The sequence below is a fragment of the Ruminococcus sp. genome, assembly GCF_024684275.1.
In genome coordinates, this window is sequence record NZ_JAIKXF010000098.1 from 1 (window position 1) to 17,196 (window position 17,196).

Annotated in this window: 20 protein-coding genes; 8 read left to right on the top strand and 12 right to left on the bottom strand. The window is 43.3% G+C overall.

The window, feature by feature from the left end:
- A partial coding sequence (locus tag K5677_RS11445; protein WP_296728115.1) for an IS256 family transposase occupies positions 1-709 on the top strand: 709 nt, incomplete at its 5' end.
- A 165-nt stretch (positions 710-874) separates the two neighbouring features.
- Here the strand turns inward: K5677_RS11445 and K5677_RS11450 are convergent.
- A complete protein-coding gene (locus tag K5677_RS11450) occupies positions 875-1,795 on the bottom strand; it encodes a LysR family transcriptional regulator (protein WP_296728118.1) in 921 nt (306 codons plus the stop codon).
- A 304-nt stretch (positions 1,796-2,099) separates the two neighbouring features.
- Positions 2,100-2,861, bottom strand: coding sequence for a tRNA threonylcarbamoyladenosine dehydratase (locus tag K5677_RS11455; RefSeq protein ID WP_296728120.1), 762 nt, complete (start codon positions 2,859-2,861; stop codon positions 2,100-2,102).
- Between the two features lie 157 nt (positions 2,862-3,018).
- Here K5677_RS11455 and K5677_RS11460 point away from each other — a divergent pair, with 157 nt between their 5' ends.
- Complete coding sequence (locus K5677_RS11460; protein ID WP_296728123.1) at positions 3,019-4,401, top strand: glutamylcysteine synthetase; 1,383 nt, start codon at positions 3,019-3,021, stop codon at positions 4,399-4,401.
- Between the two features lie 8 nt (positions 4,402-4,409).
- Positions 4,410-4,631, top strand: a complete 222-nt coding sequence (locus K5677_RS11465) for a hypothetical protein (protein ID WP_296728125.1) — start codon at positions 4,410-4,412, stop codon at positions 4,629-4,631.
- Positions 4,632-4,775: 144 nt separating this feature from the next.
- Here K5677_RS11465 and K5677_RS11470 read toward each other — a convergent pair whose 3' ends face one another.
- Entirely contained in the window at positions 4,776-5,084 is a 309-nt protein-coding gene (locus K5677_RS11470) for a rhodanese-like domain-containing protein (RefSeq protein ID WP_296728127.1), read from the bottom strand.
- A gap of 25 nt (positions 5,085-5,109) precedes the next feature.
- Between K5677_RS11470 and moeB the strand changes: the two genes are divergently transcribed.
- The 5 genes from moeB to K5677_RS11495 all read left to right on the top strand — a co-directional run bounded on the left by moeB (position 5,110) and on the right by K5677_RS11495 (position 8,810).
- On the top strand, positions 5,110-5,913 hold the full coding sequence (gene moeB, locus K5677_RS11475) for a molybdopterin-synthase adenylyltransferase MoeB (protein ID WP_296728129.1): 804 nt from the start codon (positions 5,110-5,112) through the stop codon (positions 5,911-5,913).
- 256 nt (positions 5,914-6,169) lie between these two features.
- Positions 6,170-6,415, top strand: coding sequence for an ACT domain-containing protein (locus K5677_RS11480; protein WP_296728131.1), 246 nt, complete (start codon positions 6,170-6,172; stop codon positions 6,413-6,415).
- A 10-nt stretch (positions 6,416-6,425) separates the two neighbouring features.
- Entirely contained in the window at positions 6,426-7,574 is a 1,149-nt protein-coding gene (locus tag K5677_RS11485; protein ID WP_296728133.1) for a glutamate-cysteine ligase family protein, read from the top strand.
- Positions 7,575-7,602: 28 nt separating this feature from the next.
- The gene (locus tag K5677_RS11490) at positions 7,603-8,361 is read left to right on the top strand and encodes a class II glutamine amidotransferase (RefSeq protein WP_296728136.1); all 759 of its coding nucleotides are present in this window, start codon (positions 7,603-7,605) and stop codon (positions 8,359-8,361) included.
- Between the two features lie 8 nt (positions 8,362-8,369).
- Complete coding sequence (locus K5677_RS11495; RefSeq protein ID WP_296728138.1) at positions 8,370-8,810, top strand: hypothetical protein; 441 nt, start codon at positions 8,370-8,372, stop codon at positions 8,808-8,810.
- A gap of 59 nt (positions 8,811-8,869) precedes the next feature.
- Here K5677_RS11495 and K5677_RS11500 read toward each other — a convergent pair whose 3' ends face one another.
- From K5677_RS11500 to K5677_RS11540, 9 genes are all read right to left on the bottom strand, one after another.
- Positions 8,870-9,385, bottom strand: coding sequence for a class D sortase (locus K5677_RS11500; RefSeq protein ID WP_296728140.1), 516 nt, complete (start codon positions 9,383-9,385; stop codon positions 8,870-8,872).
- 442 nt (positions 9,386-9,827) lie between these two features.
- Complete coding sequence (locus K5677_RS11505) at positions 9,828-10,535, bottom strand: response regulator (RefSeq protein ID WP_296728142.1); 708 nt, start codon at positions 10,533-10,535, stop codon at positions 9,828-9,830.
- Positions 10,532-11,818 (bottom strand): histidine kinase, encoded by a 1,287-nt coding sequence (locus tag K5677_RS11510; RefSeq protein WP_296728145.1) that lies wholly within the window; start codon positions 11,816-11,818, stop codon positions 10,532-10,534. The genes K5677_RS11505 and K5677_RS11510 overlap by 4 nt, the downstream gene beginning before the upstream one ends.
- A gap of 503 nt (positions 11,819-12,321) precedes the next feature.
- The gene (locus tag K5677_RS11515; protein WP_296728147.1) at positions 12,322-13,215 is read right to left on the bottom strand and encodes a thiamine pyrophosphate-dependent enzyme; all 894 of its coding nucleotides are present in this window, start codon (positions 13,213-13,215) and stop codon (positions 12,322-12,324) included.
- Positions 13,205-14,377, bottom strand: coding sequence for a transketolase C-terminal domain-containing protein (locus K5677_RS11520; RefSeq protein ID WP_296728149.1), 1,173 nt, complete (start codon positions 14,375-14,377; stop codon positions 13,205-13,207). The genes K5677_RS11515 and K5677_RS11520 overlap by 11 nt, the downstream gene beginning before the upstream one ends.
- The gene (locus K5677_RS11525; protein ID WP_296728152.1) at positions 14,374-14,667 is read right to left on the bottom strand and encodes a 4Fe-4S binding protein; all 294 of its coding nucleotides are present in this window, start codon (positions 14,665-14,667) and stop codon (positions 14,374-14,376) included. The genes K5677_RS11520 and K5677_RS11525 overlap by 4 nt, the downstream gene beginning before the upstream one ends.
- Positions 14,664-15,221, bottom strand: a complete 558-nt coding sequence (locus tag K5677_RS11530; RefSeq protein ID WP_296728153.1) for a 2-oxoacid:acceptor oxidoreductase family protein — start codon at positions 15,219-15,221, stop codon at positions 14,664-14,666. Before K5677_RS11530 ends, K5677_RS11525 begins: the two co-directional genes overlap by 4 nt.
- Before the next feature lie 173 nt (positions 15,222-15,394).
- Complete coding sequence (locus K5677_RS11535) at positions 15,395-15,982, bottom strand: cyclase family protein (protein ID WP_296728156.1); 588 nt, start codon at positions 15,980-15,982, stop codon at positions 15,395-15,397.
- A gap of 24 nt (positions 15,983-16,006) precedes the next feature.
- On the bottom strand, positions 16,007-17,173 hold the full coding sequence (locus tag K5677_RS11540; RefSeq protein WP_296728157.1) for a pyridoxal phosphate-dependent aminotransferase: 1,167 nt from the start codon (positions 17,171-17,173) through the stop codon (positions 16,007-16,009).
- Positions 17,174-17,196 lie beyond the last annotated feature (23 nt).

A 17,196-nucleotide genomic window follows, 5' to 3' on the forward strand; every position in this document is an offset into this window, starting at 1 on the left:
TGATGCTATACATTACCATGTCCGCAGCGAGGGACAGATCATCAAGAAGGCTGTCTACATAGCCATAGGCGTTAATATGGACGGCAGGAAGGACGTTCTCGGTATGTGGGTAGGCGAAAATGAAAGCGCTAAGTTCTGGGCGGGCGTACTTAATAGCCTGCGTAACAGAGGCGTTGAAGATATTCTTATCGCCTGCACCGATAATCTGACAGGCTTCTCTCAGGCGATAGAGGCTGTATTCCCGAAAACCGATATCCAGAACTGCATAATTCATCAGCTCAGAAATTCGAGCAAATATGTCTCTTACAAGGACATCAAGGCTCTTATGGCTGATCTGAAAAAGGTGTATACTGCAGTTGACGAGGAAGCAGCTCTGGACGCACTTGACTCCTTTGCAGCTGCCTGGGACAGCAAATATCCTAAGATCTCAAAGTCATGGTACGAAAACTGGCCTAATCTCAGCACTTATTTCAAGTTCCCACAGGAACTCAGAAAGCTGATTTACACGACCAATACCATAGAAGGGTTCAACCGTCAGCTGAAGAAAGTGACTAAGGCAAAGTCCGTATTTCCGACTGATGACAGCCTTTTCAAAATGCTTTATCTGGCTATGAAGGACATCACGAAAAAATGGACTGGTCGCCGACAGGACTGGAGCCGCATTTACGCTCAGTTGGTAATCTACTACGGCGACAGGATACCCGAATAATATTTTAATCTTGACAATCAAATAATCATGTGCTAATATGCAGATAAGACCGACTGCTTTCACAATCGGTCTCATCATATACTCTTTTATTGCACTATTTGCCGTTTACACAGAATTTGGGATTGACTCGCCTGAAAGCAAAATGACCGCTTTCAGGCTTTATTCTTATTCTCTTATTTCAAGCTCACGCTTCACCTCGTCAATAAAATTCCTTCCCATACTGCTGAGCTCGTTGTTTTTTTTCATGATATATCCAATATTCATCGTACTCTGAACGCTGTCTGCATTTTTGAAAGGTATCACAAGAAACTGATCTCCGCTGAGCTTTTCGGAATAGATACTCGAACAAAGTGTATAGCCGTTCAGCCCTGCCATAAGATTCATCATAGTTGCACGGTCTGTAGCCTTGACTGTTTTCTGGTAGGCGTGTTCAATTAGTATCTCCTCAGCGAAATATATCTCAGTATCGTTTTCCTGTTCAAAGGAAAGACACGGATACGGATCAAGCTGTTCAAAGGTCAGCTCTTTTTCCTTTGCAAGAGGGTGCGACCTTGCAAGATATACACTGGCAGGACATTCTATCAGCGATGTAAATTCAAGCTCATTTTCACGGAGGAGCCTGTTTATCACACGCTGATTTGCCTCACAGGTATATATTATGCCTATCTCACTTTTCATCGTACTTACGTCCTTGATCACGTTTGCGGTGGCAGTCTCTCTCAGAGCAAGGTCAAACTGATTTGAGTCGTAATGCTTAGCCATTTCGATGAATGCCTTGACGGCAAAGGAATAGTGCTGCATAGAGACCGCAAAACGCCGCCTGAATTTCATTTCCTCGCCGTATTCTTCCATAACTTCCTCGTACTGCTGATATACCCGCTTTATCTTTGAAAGAAACGTTTCACCCTCAACGGTAGCGGTAACACCTTTGTGAGTTCGGTGAAATATCTGTATGCCAAGTTCATTCTCAACATCCCTGACGGCACCTGTAAGGGTAGGCTGTGCAATGAACAGCTTTTCCGCCGCCTTATTCATTGAACGTGATTCGGATATGGTAAGAAGATAGTTGATCTGTTGTAAAGTCATAAAACACCTCGTAAAAAAACAGCCTCTTCACTTATTGAAGAAGCTGCTTTGTCGTTCATTAATGTATTCTTAGGAGGTCATACACTTAATGATTCAGCTAAATATTATTATCTGATGTAACTCTGCGCTTTGCTGCACATTCGGTCTGTCCCTCTGACGATAGAGCGGAGCATACCAAGCATACAGGATATTCTGTTTTTCATTCTCACCGCTCCTTTCGTTTGGTATGACCTTATTATATCACGGAGATGCAAGGTTGTCCAATGCAAAAAATCCATTACAGATTATAGAAAACTCCTATAGATCATATTTTCTTTCTGCACAGGTCCTTTACGACCTCTCCTGCGATTATCAGCCCGGCAACCGACGGCACAAAGGCTGTACTTCCGGGAATATCACGGCGCTCTGTGCATTTATGCTGCGCTCCCGGAGGACAGATACAATGTGTACGGCAGGATATGGACATATCCTCGATAGGACGTGTAGGCTTTTCCTCGGAATAAACCACCTTTAGCTTTTTTACCCTGCGTTTGCGGCACTCGATACGCATTACCTTAGCAAGGGGGCACATTTTTGTATCGTATATATCCGCCACACGGAAAGCCGTAGGATCGAGCTTATTGCCTGCGCCCATGCAGCTGATCATAGGGATATCAAGCTCCTGTGCCTTCATGACAAGTGCAAGCTTTGCCGTAACTGTATCAACTGCATCAACAATATAATCATACTCTTCAAACGGAAAATCATCTTCGTTTTCGGGCAGAAAAAAGCATTTGTGAATGCGTATATCCGCATCGGGATTGATCTCTTTCATTCGATCAGCCATGACCTCGGCTTTATATTTTCCCACAGTTTTTCTTGTGGCAATAATCTGTCGGTTAAGATTTGTAAGACAGACCTTATCATCATCAATAAGATCAAATTTATATACACCGCTTCTTACAAGTGCCTCACAGACATATCCTCCGACACCGCCTATACCGAATACCGCTACTCTTGCGTTTGCAAGCTTATTCATTCCGTCGCTTCCTATCAGAAGCTGTGTTCTTGAAAACTGATTCAACATAATACTCACCTTATTTATCATAGTAATAACATAGATATAATATGATTATATACCGAGTTAAAGAATATGTCAATAACCATTTCACACAAATCATATTGACAAAGTAGTTTTATAAAGCTATAATATTCTCATACCAATATTCACAGAGGTGATATAAATGAAAAAGGAGATAAGACAGGCTATTTATGACAAGTATATCGCACCTACAAAGAAGGAGCGTCCCGACTATATCGGCGTTGAGATAGAGATGCCTGTAGTCAACCTTAACGGCCAGGCTGTTGACGAAGCTGTTTCCATCGCAGCAGCCGAAAGCTTTATTGAGCACTTCGGTTTCATAGAATCAGGCAGGGACACTGACGGGAATATAACATCTGCAAGAGACAGCAAAAACGGAGATATTCTCTCTTTTGACTGCTGCTATTCCAATCTTGAGCTTTCATTCGGCAAAGCTGTCGGACTTTTCGAGATAAAGGAGAGGTTTGAAAAATACGTCCGTTTTCTTAACTCCGAATTTGAAAAGCACGGCTATACTCTGACAGGTATGGGCGTCAATCCCAATGCAGATATAAATCATAACCTGCCTATCCAGAATGAGCGCTACCGTATGCTTTATCATCATCTCCACTCTTATCCAGAGCATAGCGATGAGGTGGATATACGTTTTCATAAGCGTCCTGATTTCGGCACATTCACCAGCGCTTCACAGGTACAGCTTGATGTGAGCTATGAGCAGCTTACCGATGTTATCAACGTTTTCGGACTTCTTGAGCCATACAAGGCTATACTTTTTGCCAATTCGTATCTCCCCGATTACCCCGACTTTCTCTGTGTGAGAAATATGCTGTGGGAATACAGTATGCAAGGCTATAATCCTCACAATGTGGGAATGTTCGGAAAGGTCTTGACTAATACCGACGAGCTGATCGACTATATCGGCACTCAGTCAATTTACTGTACCATGCGTGACGGAAAGTATGTGAACTTCACACCTCTGACAATCGACGAATTCTTCTCCCGTGATTCCATTGAGGGAGAATTCTACGACGGAAAGAAATATCGGAAAATAGAATTTTCTCCTGAAACAGCCGACCTTGAATATCTCCGCACATTCAAATTTGAAGACCTGACATTCAGAGGCACTATCGAATACAGAAGCTCCTGCTGTCAGCCTCTTTCAGAAGCTATGACAGTTGCGGCATTCCACACAGGGCTGAAAGAAAAGCTTTATGAGCTCAAAGAGATAGTTGAAAACGACAAAGTCATATATTCTCACGGATTCAATGCATCAGAGCTTCAGAAGCTGCTGTCAAAACAGAAGCTCCCTGAGTATATTGATGAAGGAGCAGTCGAACGACAGCTTATCCGCATACTTGACCTTTCATCTGAGGGACTGATACAGCGCGGTCTCGGTGAGGAGGTATTGCTCGCTCCACTTTATGACAGAGTACGCAGGCATACAAATCCTGCAAAAGCTATGGTTGACGGTATTAAGAACGGCATACCGATAAAAACCTATATCAAGCAGTATGCAGCGATCTGAGGTGGATCATGAGCAGTAATGATATCAGAAATGCGGTAATCACCGATAATGAAGTAAATTTCTCACATAATGGCAGAGAGTATCTGTTATACGGCTGGGATCAGTGCGACGGCTATTTTCTCAGTCTTGAATGTGAGGGCGAGCTTGTATGGCAGTCATCACCTATGTCAAGATATGAGTGTATTGATGAATTCGTTCGGTATTACTCAGAATCAATGTCTGCTAAATAATAATAATAATAGCGCCTCCTGATCAAAGTTCACAGGAGCGATCCAACAAAGTCTTTGAACTGAAAATTCGATCAACGCATGAACGAAAAAAGCCTTATTCGGTCATTTGAATAAGGCTTATGTATTATACGGAGTAAAAGTGTATCAGTTTTTCAAATCAATACCTGCAAGACTTACGATATATGCAGCATGACCGCCCTCAATATTATAGACATCGTATCCGCGGTCTTCAAGTATCTCTGCAACTTCTTCACTGAGGTCGCCTGTACGGCATAGAACGTAGACAGGCTTGTCCTTCGGGAGCTTTGAAATTCCCAATGATATTTCATCAAATGGTACATTTACTGAGCCTTCTATGCCGTTCATTTCAAATTCTTCTCTGCTTCGTATATCGAGAAGAAGCACTTTTTCGGTATCAAGACCTTTTATTTCCGCTGCATTTATTCTTTTCATATTGATTCCCTTTCAGGAGGTAAAAATGATTTTATCAGATGAACAGCTCGAACGCTATTCGAGACATATAACTTTAAAAGAAATAGGCGTAAGAGGACAGAAAAAGCTTCTCTCTGCCAAAGTTCTGATTATAGGTGCAGGAGGACTCGGCGCACCTGCCGCAATGTATCTTGCCGCCGCAGGTGTAGGAACTATCGGAATTGCAGACTTCGATAATGTTGAACTGTCAAATCTGCAAAGGCAGATAATCCATACAACAGATGATATAAGTAAGCCAAAGGTCCGGTCAGCCGAAGAAGCGATCAGAGCTCTCAACCCTGATGTTACGGTAAAAACCTACCATGAATACGTCAGCAGCAGTAATATCGCCGATATGATAGCCGATTACGACTTCATCATCGACGGCGCAGACAACTTCCCTACCAAATTTCTCATAAACGATGCCTGTGTTCTTGGACACAAGTCTTTCTGCCATGCAGGCATACTCCGATTTGAGGGGCAGCTAATGACTTATGTCCCTGGTGAAGGTCCATGCTACCGGTGTATATTTGAAGCTCCGCCGCCAAAGGACGCTGTGCCAAGCTGCCGCGAGGCAGGAGTTATCGGCGCAATGGCTGGTATAATCGGCTCTATGCAGGCACTTGAAGCAGTAAAATATATCACAGGACAGGGCAGTCTGCTGACAGGAAATATGCTTATATTTGACGGTATGAAAATGGAATGGCGTAAGGTAAAGCTGCCGAAAGTAAACCATTCTTGTCCCATATGCGGTGACAGTCCGACTATAACAGAGCTTTTTGACGAAGAACAGACCTCATGTACGCTATAAGCTGATTATATAGCAGGTAAGAGCATTTGTCAATAATTAATTCACAGAAATCCTATTGACAAAATATGCATATTATAGTATAATATTAACATACTGATTCAGTATGTTTTAATGGAGGTGTTTGTTATGCTGGAATATATGTGTGATATGGATAGTATAATAAATGGCTCCGCGCTTTCTGTCAAATAGGTTTTTCTTCCTTTATGCAAACAGTCTGCCGCGGCGGCAGACTGTTTGAATTTATAGGAGTGATAATATGAAAAGGATAGAAGTCATATCCCTCGATAGAATTGGTCTGGTTGGCGAAATATCAAATGTTATCAGACGGCTTAACGGCAACATAATATCTCATACAGCAAATGTAGTGACCAATGATAAAAATATACCTGTTTCGCATTTTACTGCTGATGTAAGCTTTGAGACAGCTTCCGAAAATGACATGGTGTCGCGCAGGCTCCGCAGGATAAAGAATGTGCAGCAGGTAAAAATTACTGATCTCTGAGGTGATATTTGTGGTCACAAGTACATATTATTACAAAGGCAAATTCGGCTTAGAACGTGAAACTCTCCGTGTTGACAGTCAGGGCAGGCTTGCTCAGACTCCACACCCATTCGGACATGACAGCAACATCACCCGTGATTTCTGCGAAAATCAGTTAGAGCTGGTAACTCCCGTATGCAGCAGTATTGATGAGGCAGTTGAAGCCCTTGCAGAGCTGGATAAAAAAGCCCGTGATGTGCTTTCAAAAAACGGCGAGAGCATATGGCTGTACAGCAACCCTCCACACATTGACAGCGAAGATGAGATTCCGATCGCTGACTTTACAGGTGACCATTCCTCGAAACGTGCTTACCGTGAAATCCTTCAGCAGAAATACGGGAAAAAGCTTATGCTTTTTTCCGGGATACACTTCAATTTCTCGTTTTCAGAGGAGTTTCTGCGTGAGATAAATGCTAATAACGAAGACTTCCGCACATTCCGCGATAAACTGTATCTCAGGCTCTATAAGCACCTTATGGTGAATAGCTATCTGCTGGTGCTTCTGACAGCTGCAAGTCCTTACTATGACGCTTCACTTGACAAAGGCGGAAAAAACGGTATAATTATTGGTGAATACTCTTCTCTGCGCAACAGCAAGCGCGGATATTGGAACAAGTTCCTGCCTATACTCGATCACCGCAGTCTGAAAAGCTTCACAGGCAGTATCAAAAAGCATATCGTTACAGGCTCGCTGTATTCCGCAAGCGAGCTGTATCTGCCCATTCGTCTGAAGCCCAAGGGCGTGAACAGTCTTGAGAACCTTGCAGCAGGCGGCGTTGATCATATCGAGCTTAGAATGATCGACCTCAACCCCTCCGCTCCACTCGGGATCGACATCAGAGACCTTGAATTCGCTCATCTGCTCATTCTTTATCTGATCTCCCTGGCGGATTCTGATCTTACCCCAGAGTTACAGGAAAAAGCAGTCAGCGACCATAAGAATGCGGCACTTCTCGCCCCCGATACAAAACTTTTAGAACGCGGAACAAGTGTTATTGATGAAATGGAAAAACATTTCTCAGGAAATGATAAAGCCCTTGAAATAATAGCTTTTGAAAAAGAAAAGATAACAAGCAGAAATCATTTCAAAAATTCAATTGTTTCAGCTTCTGTAAAGTAATTTCTAAATAGACAAGGCGGTGACATAAATGTGCGAGCTTCTTGGCTTCACTTCCGAAAAAAATATTGATATATCGGAATATCTGAGAAAGTTTTTTGCTCATAGCAGCAGCAATCCTCACGGCTGGGGAATGATGTATGAAAACGACGGCAGAATTATTCTGAAAGAGCCGGTCTGCGCCGCTGAAAGCTCATTTCTCAGCGATATGATAGACAGCCTTGAGCCGCAGAAGAACCTTCTCGCACATATAAGATTTGCCACTGTAGGCTCTATTAACGAGAAAAACTGCCACCCCTTCACAGGCAGGGATATATCGGGCAGAGAGTGGACTCTTATACACAACGGCACTATTTTCAACAGCAAACATAATCACCGATATGCCGCTGTTCAGACAGGTGATACTGACTCAGAGCGTTTTTTTCTTTCGCTTCTTGACCACATGAACGAGCATATCTCACGGTCAGTTCCTAATGAACGAGAACGCTTTGAGATAGTAAATAACTTTATAGTAGAAAGTGCTCCGCGCAACAAACTGAACCTGATGATATACGACGGTGATATGCTCTATGTGCATAAGAATCTGAAAAACACCCTGTGCTTCAAAAGACTTGATAACAGCCTGATATTCTCTACAAAGCCCCTTGATGACGGAGTCTGGATACCATTTCCTATGGCACAGGTCATCGCCTATAAGAATGGGCATGAGGTCTATCGCGGTGACCGACATAAGGGTACATTTGTTCCGAGTTTAGAGTATATCACAGCTATGGACGCTATGTATATCTGAGGTGAATTATGAGTTACAATTTTTACGGCTGGGAAAAAGCTTTAGTTCCTCCCATAAATAATATTTTCAGGGGCATAGATACACCGCGCAGGCTATATGATGCCTTATCGGAGATATGGTGCGAATACACCTGTGCTCCCCGAATGCGAGACAAGTGGTGCAAGGAAAATATGACTCTCGGGCAGTGCTCAATCACCGCATTTTTAGCGCAGGATATTTTCGGCGGAAAGGTATTCGGAATTCTCCGTCCGGGTGGAAATTACCACTGCTACAACGTTATAGGCGACGTGGTATTTGACCTTACCAGTGAACAATTCGGTGATGAAAAGCTTGATTATACCAATAATCCCGAGCAATTCAGGGAAGTACACTTCTCAAAGGCTGAAAAATATGAAAGATATGAGTATCTCAAATCAAAACTAAAGCAATTTACCGAGACAAACAGTTAATTTAATGATCCAATGACAAAACCACCCGATAAAACGGGTGGTTTTAGCTTTATATTCTGTTACTTGAGCTTTCCGACAACTACCTGACGCTGTTTTCCGTCATCGGTGCATGATATGACAGTGAGCCTGTTATCGCCGTAATCATTCAGTACACTCACATTATCAGGCTCGACTATGCTGTATTCCGTTACGATATAACAGTATTTCGTGCGTTTTTCGTCCTTATCCACAAGGTACATCTCATCGCCTGTTTTTATCTTGTCAAGATCGTTGAATATCTCGGCATATACAGTACTGTTATGACCGCAGATACAGTAATTCCCCTTGCCAAGTGCGCCTGTTCCTTCAAAATGACCTGCTGAGACCTGAAGCTCTTTTGAGCCTGTTCCTTCAAGAACAGGTACCTTAATATCCAGACACGGTATCTCAAAATTAACATTATCTTTAAGCAGTTTACGCAGATAAATCTCACGGCTTATTTTCCTGTACCCATAGAAAGAGAGTACGCCAACGCCGAGAACTATCATTATAATGCCAATAATACGCATAAGCCTGCGCTTTTTTGTCTTATCCATGTTACTCCCTCTTTCGGTTTTATATTATTATATCACTTTTATGACTAAAGCGCAACACATTTACTTATACTGAGTTTACCAATTTGCAAAAAATAAAAGCGACTACACTATTGCGCAGCCGCTTATGGTTAATTTTTCAAAGAATGAAAGTGCATAATGCTTTACTTTCAGCTCTTTGTTTTTGGCTTTTATAGCCTTAAATAACTGGAATATGGTTTATGACGTTTGAATTATATATTATAGCCTCTATAATCTTTCCTTTAACTTGTCTATATTATACCATACACATTGTTACAAAGGCGTTACATATAGTATAGAGTTTATGAATGTTTTTTGTATATAAAGTTAATATTCTGTAAACAAAGTCGCTGAACAGTTGTTTTCCTCCAGTAATTTTTACTAATCGTATATACAACAACAGGTTCAACAGTTTACAGTATTTCTATATCCAATTAAATTCATCATTAAGCGAAGCTGCGTTGCCTTTGAGCTCATAAGCGCTTGTATTCAGTCCGAGACTGCCGTGGCGCTTTACGATTATATCAGTTATACCTGCATTTTCAAAGCAGTCACGCATATCCTTGACAAGCTGCCGCAGGTGATCTCCCTTTTCCGGATCACCGTCCCAGAGTATTCCGATCAGGTCGCCGTTTGTACACATAGCGCCGTTTTTGTACACAAGATACGCAAAAAGCTCCATAGTAAGCTTGCGCTTGAAGGTAAACGGCTCGCCCTTTAAAAATACTGCGAAATGTCCCTCACAGCGAACCACCAGCGGAGAAAGAGCCTGCTTTAATGGATAGCGCAGGTGCTTTAGAGCCTCAAGCACATCATATTCATCATATGGCTTTTCGATAAATCCACTGCAATACAGGCGCAGGGCGTCCCTTGCGTACTCGGGGTGTCCTGTAACGAATATCACATTGAGCTCGGGCTGTACCTGATTAAGGTGATGTGCAGCTTCGATGCCGCTTAATCCGGGCATTTCAATATCAAGAAACAGCACATCAGGATTATGCTCAGCCACAAGATCAATGGCTTTTGCAGCAGTTTCTGCAAAATAATGGGTACCCAGAGGATCAATGGAATTCAGCACCATTTTCATCATACGTCTCGATGACTCATTATCATCTGCAAATACAGTTATCATAGATCATTCTCCCCTTTTTCATTAGCATATTTTACATCTTTTAATGTGATTCTGGCACAATAGCCGTTATTCTCGGGGATAAGCACAAGCTCACCCTTGTTTCTTACTGCAAGTCTGGCGCGCACGTTGGCAACTCCGATACCGCGGCGTTTTTCCTGTTTTTCGGTCAGATTCAGCTTTCCGCGTCCAATATCGCGGACTTCGATAGTTATACCGCCCTCCTCGTCACGCTGTATTATCTGAACTACACCGCCGTTCTCTCTTGCAGCTACACCGTGCCTTACGGCATTTTCCACAAGTGGCTCAACGCTTAGAGCCGGGAGCATAAAGTCCTCGTTATCGATATCGTATTCAACAGTAAGCCTGTCACCGAAATTCATTTTTTCCAATGCAAGATATGCCTTGATGTTTTTAAGTTCCTGCTCAAATGTGATAGAATGGGTATTTCCGATATTGTCGAAATTAGACCGCAGATACCGCGAAAAATTCCTGATACTGTCATATATCTCAGGATAATCAATACACCGAGCCTGTATGGCAAGGAGGGAATTATTTATGAAATGAGGCTGTATCTGTGCCATAAGCAGCTCATTATTCTGCCTTTCAAGCGTAAGCTCGCTCTCGTGTAGCTTCTGCTGTACCTTGCTGTGCTGAATCGCTGCAAGGTAAAAATAATATATCAGCATTTCCATTGCAGCTACTTCGGTTGTATGGTTTACTATGATGTTTTCGTATTCGAGAATAACAGTGATTATCGTGGTAAATGACATAAAGAACACTATTACTGCCTTAGAACGCTCGCCGCTCTTTATGAATTTTGTTGAGTAAAAGTTCAGCAGCAGAATATAGAAGCATACAACTATTGCAGGGATTATTTTAAGCTTTCCCGAAATAAAAGTATGATCATCTGCATATGCATAAATAAAATTAGCCCCGAAAAGATCTGCTATCGCCAGTGTTACGTTAAATATGTACGGAATGATCAACAGGACTTTGTGCTTTATTGGTGCAATAAGGAAAAGCTCCAGCAGTATCATCAGCGGATTCAGCGAATAGGTTATTGCAGATTTTACATATCTTATCCACACCGGCTTATTATAGGTATCACACCAGTATTCAGCGTATTCACATACGGTAATGATGAATACAAGGCTTGCAATCGCCCATACGTACTGAACTCCGTCTATTTTTATCCGTCGGTTTACAAGCATTATGATTATAAGTCCCAAAAGCAGCATGAGCGTCATGTAGCTCTGTCCGATAAATTCTATTATTATATTCATGGATTGCCCCCTTTCAGAAGAATTATCTGTTCAAATAAAAAGCGTCCTCAAAGGAACCACTTATCCCTCTGAGAACACTTATCACATATATACAATTTTCAAAAGAGCGCAGTTATACTGTACTGTAATATCTGCTTCGGTGCAGTGCGGCATTATGTCAGTATAGTTCATCATATCCTTGTCAACTCTTTTCAATGATCATTTGCCCATATTATGATTTATAAATATTATTATTGTTTCCTGCACTTTGTTTTGCCCTGTCAAGACAAAATGAGCATGACATAAAGAAATGTGATGCGCATATCCCGTATTTTATAAGGAATTTGCACTCTCTGAACAAAGTTCATGGCAATAGCCCCCTAATAGCAGCTATTGCGCACGTATTTATTATAACACATTCCTCATCAGATTAAATTAATAATTTATAAACAAATTATATCAAAAGTTATACTTGACTCAGATAATACTGATTGTATACAAAGCTATATTCTTCTAAAATAAACTCATACTGCAAATTTTTTTGAGATAAACTCCCACTTCTTGTCCCTTGAAGCAGTTATGACCTCTATATCTTCATCAGTAAGGTGCTTGAAGCGTCCCTGCTTTTTCAGATAAGCCTCGACGTCGGTGAACTCCTTTGGTTTATGATTCAGCTTAAATTCACCGTTTTCATACTCAGCAAGATACCAGAGTCCGCAGTCAACTACCTCCTTTGCTATTTCTACAGTTTCATCGGGAGCAACTCCCCAGCCTGTAGGACACGGAGCGATAACGTGTATATACTTTGTACCCTGTATCTGTGAAGCCTTCTGTACCTTCTGAATAAAATCTGCAATATAGCCCACGCTTGCAGTTGCAGCATATGGGATATCATGCGCCGCAGCTATCTCGAACATATTCTTCTTTGGACGGATATTTCCGTGGATATTCTTTCCCGCAGGCGTAGTTGTTGTCTTTGCACCAAACGGTGTAAGACCGCTTTTCTGTATACCCGTATTCATGTAAGCTTCGTTATCGTAGCAGATGTAGATGATGTTGTCATTGCGGTCTATAGCTCCCGAAAGAGCCTGTATACCGATGTCTGCCGTACCGCCGTCACCTGCAAAGCCAACTGCGGTAAAGTCCTTTATCCCCCTTGCGCGGAGACCTGCTTCGACACCTGTGAGCATTGAAGCTGTGCCTGCAAATGTAGAGATTATGGAATTATTCGAGAAGCAGAGCTGCGGAAAATTAAATCCGACAGCCGACATACAGCCTGCCGGAAGAACTGATACCACATTAGGTCCGAGAACCTTGAGAGCTGCTCTTACAGCAAGACTTCCGCCGCAGCCTGCACAGGCTTTGTGTCCGTAGAAAAATTCCTCACGGGAAATGCTGTCTGCAACTTTATTTGCCATTGCTCTCGCCTCCTATTCCAATGAAATTGACATTTTCAGTGCCATTTGCAATATCTGCGTATATCTTTTCGATGTCAGAAGCGGAGATATTGCGTCCGCCCAGTCCGCCGATGAAGTTATATCCTTTTACGTCTACTCCTGCCTTTTTCAGTGCAGAATTGACATTGGTGAAAACTGTTCCCTCATTGCCGAAGCTGATGTCCTTTTCAAGGACTGCATATGCCTTTGCATTGTGCAGACTTTCTGCTATCTCAGCATTTGGGAACGGTCTCATGTATCGAATGCGGACAACGCCTGCCTTTATGCCGTTTTTACGGAGCTTATCAGCAGTCTCACGGCAGAGTCCTGCGATACTTCCAAGAGTAACGATGATGTAGTCAGCGTCCTCGGTAAGATAGTTTTCAAGCAGTCCGCTGTATTTTCTGCCAAATATCTCGGCAAAAGACTTTTCTGTCTCGGCTATGACTTCACGTGCCGCAAGCACTCCCTCATGTTCCTTATACTTGAAGATATAGTTAGTGTCAGGACCTGCGGAAAACGCCATATTCTTAGGAGCATCAAGGTCTATGTGGTTATCTGTCTCATATGGCGGCAGGAACCTGTCAGCCTGCTCACGGTCAGGTATATCAACCGTTTCATATGTATGAGTGAGCACAAAGCCGTCAAGATTTGCCATATATGGTGTAGAAACTCGCTTATCCTCTGCGATCCTGTAGCTCATGAGCGCAAGGTCAAGAGCCTCCTGAGCGTTTTCGGCATAAGCCTGTATCCATCCGCTGTCAAGCTGTGAAAGGCTGTCGCGCTGATCTCCGTAGATATTCCACGGGAGAGCCGTAGAGCGGTCAGCGTTCATCATAACTATCGGAAAACGTCCGCCGGATGCGTAATAAAGGCATTCCGCCATATAGAGAAGTCCCTGTGAAGATGTGGCTGTGAAGGCTCTTGCACCTGCGGCACTTGCTCCGATAGCACATGACATTGCGGAATGCTCTGATTCAACGTGTACATATTCAGCATTGAGACTGCCGTCCTCAACCATTTCCGAAAGGCGCTCAACGACTATGGTCTGCGGAGTTATCGGGTAAGCCGAAATGACCTGCGGACGTGCAAGGCGTATGCCCTCAGCAAATGCCTCGTTGCCTGATAAAAACTTTTTGCTCATTTGCGCTCCGCCTCCATTTCTATTGCTTTTATCCTGCAAATTTTAGCGCAGATCCCGCAGCCCTTGCAGAAGTCGTAATCAATGACTGCCTTGCCGTCCTGAATGGCTATAACTCCGTCAGGACAGTAAAGATAGCACTGCTCGCAGCCCACGCATTTTGCGCTGTTTATAACAGGTCTTACGCTTCTCCAGCCGCTGTTGACAGAGGTAAGATAGCCTGCTTCAAATGATGTATTCTCGGGAACCTCATCGAATGTGAAGCTCTTTTTTCCTCTGATATACGGTCTCACTTTGCCACCTCCTGAACAGCTCTGAGAAGGGCGTTTATATTCCGCTCCTGTATTTTCTGAGGCATATAGCCCTTTATAGCTTCTGCTGCATTTTCATATGTCACGACTCCTGAGATCCCGATAAGAAGCCCGAACATAACAGTATTTACTGTGGGAAGTCTGAACTCTGCGGCTATTTTCTCAGCGTCAAAGGTACAGGCTCCGCTTATATCATTTTTAGAATTTACGATTATTTTTCCGTCGGGTTTAAGCAATTCAAGAAGCTGCGGACTATACAGTGTATCGTCAAGGATAACGATATGATCAGCTTTTTCGGTCTGACTTCTGTCCACAACAGGCTTGCTGTCCAGCTTAGTGAATGCTCTTACGGGAGCTCCGCGCCTTTCGGGACCGAATGACGGAAAGGCAAGGGCATATTTGTCATCATCATCTATCGTATAAGCTGCTCCGAGAAGCTTTGCGGCAGTAAATGCCCCCTGACCGCCTCTTCCGAGCCATATTATCTCCTTCAGTGCGTTATCCGTACTGACAGTATTTTTTATAGTACTTGCCATAGCACTTCTCCTATCATTTTGGTATGATATTATTATACACCTGTTTTTTCTGAGTGTCCAATACGTTAGTTTTATCATGGTTTATAGGAACAGCCTATAACGCGAAATCATCAAAAACAGCCCGGAAGCTTCATCTCTGAATTGCTTCCGGGCTCATGTTCTATACCTGTATTTCAATCTATAAGATATGCTCTGCACGGAGCTCCGTCACAGCCTCCCAAGTTAAGCGGCGCGGCGCTGAGAAAATAGCGCCCCTCCTCAACTCCTGTAAGCACAATTCCCTCCAGCAGCACCGCCTCAGCACCAAGAAGTATAAGATGTACTTCCTTTGGCGCATCCTCGGGACCTACAGTCTGGCTTTCATTTCCGATGAGTTTTATTCCTGCATCTGCAAAAACACGGGCTGCTTCAGCAGTTATCACAGCCTTTCCCGCAACAAGGATACGTTCTGCCGCTCCTGCGCTCTTTGCTTTTTCAAGTATCTCCTCTGCGTCAGAAGCTGAGACCTCACCTTCATGCCGTGCAACGTAGCAATCCCCTACAAATGGCTCAAGACCAACTTCGTCTATGGTCTTTCCGCCGTCTATAAAATGGAACGGCGCGTCAACGTGCGTGCCGTTATGAGCACACATTGATAATTCAGTCAGGTTGCATACATCCCCCTTTTTGATGCTGAGGACCTGCTTCTTATGCGGAGACGGATCTCCCGGAAACACCTTACAGGAGAAAACCTCCTGAGAAATGTCAATAATTCTTCCCATACATTACCTCATATCCCGTTATTATTATTCTCTCGGCATTTTCTTTCTTATGTCGCTAAGGCGGTTAAGCGCATTTTCGAGAGTTTCGTTTTTCTTTGCATAATGGAATCTTATGTAACGGTTTTCGGACTCCTTGAAAAAGCTCGAACCCGGAACTGCACCAACTCCCACATATTCTGCAAGCTTTTCGCAGAATACAAGGTCACTCTTGTAGCCAAACTCTGAAATATCAAGAAGAATGTAATAAGCTCCCTCGGGAACTGTATGCTGTATGCCGATATCATCAAGTCCGCGCAGGAAAAGATCGCGCTTCTCAGTGTACTTGTCCTGTAACCACTTGTAATAGTCATCACCGAAGCGAAGTCCCATAACAGCAGCCTCCTGCAAAGGTGCAGCTGCTCCTACTGTAAGGAAATCATGGACCTTTTTTACGGTGTCGATAATATTAGGCGGAGCTATAACATAGCCCAGTCTCCAGCCTGTTATAGAGTAGGTCTTGGACAGTGACGAGCATGAGATAGTTCTCTCCCACATATCGGGCAGACTTGCAAAATAAACGTGCTTATGCGGTGCGTAAACGATGTGCTCGTAAACCTCGTCTGTAATGACAAAGGTATCGTACTTCTTGGCAAGACCTGCTATTATTTGAAGTTCTTCAAGAGTAAACACCTTGCCGCAGGGATTGGAAGGATTGCAGAGTATCAATGCCTTCGGATGCTGCTTGAATGCAGCTTCAAGAACATCAGCATCAAAGCTGAAAGAGGGCGGTATAAGCGGAACGTAAATAGGTTCAGCCCCCGAAAGAATGGTATCTGCGCCGTAATTCTCATAAAAAGGCGAGAATACGATGACCTTGTCACCGGGATTTGTGACGGACATCATAGCCGCCATCATAGCTTCAGTACTTCCGCAGGTAACAACTATCTCACCGTTTGGATCAATCTGACGTCCCATAAGGCGGGACTGCTTCTCGGCAAGAGCCTCACGGAAGTTCTGAGCTCCCCATGTTATTGAATACTGGTGAAAGTCCTCGCGTGTGACCTCCGCAAGTCGGTCAAGTATCTCCTTCGGCGGTTCAAAATCAGGAAATCCCTGTGAAAGATTTACTGCGCCGTATTTATTTGAGATCCTCGTCATACGTCTGATAACAGAATCTGTAAAGCTTGCTGTGCGATTTGATAATTCTGGCATATTTTTCCTCCTGAATCATATAA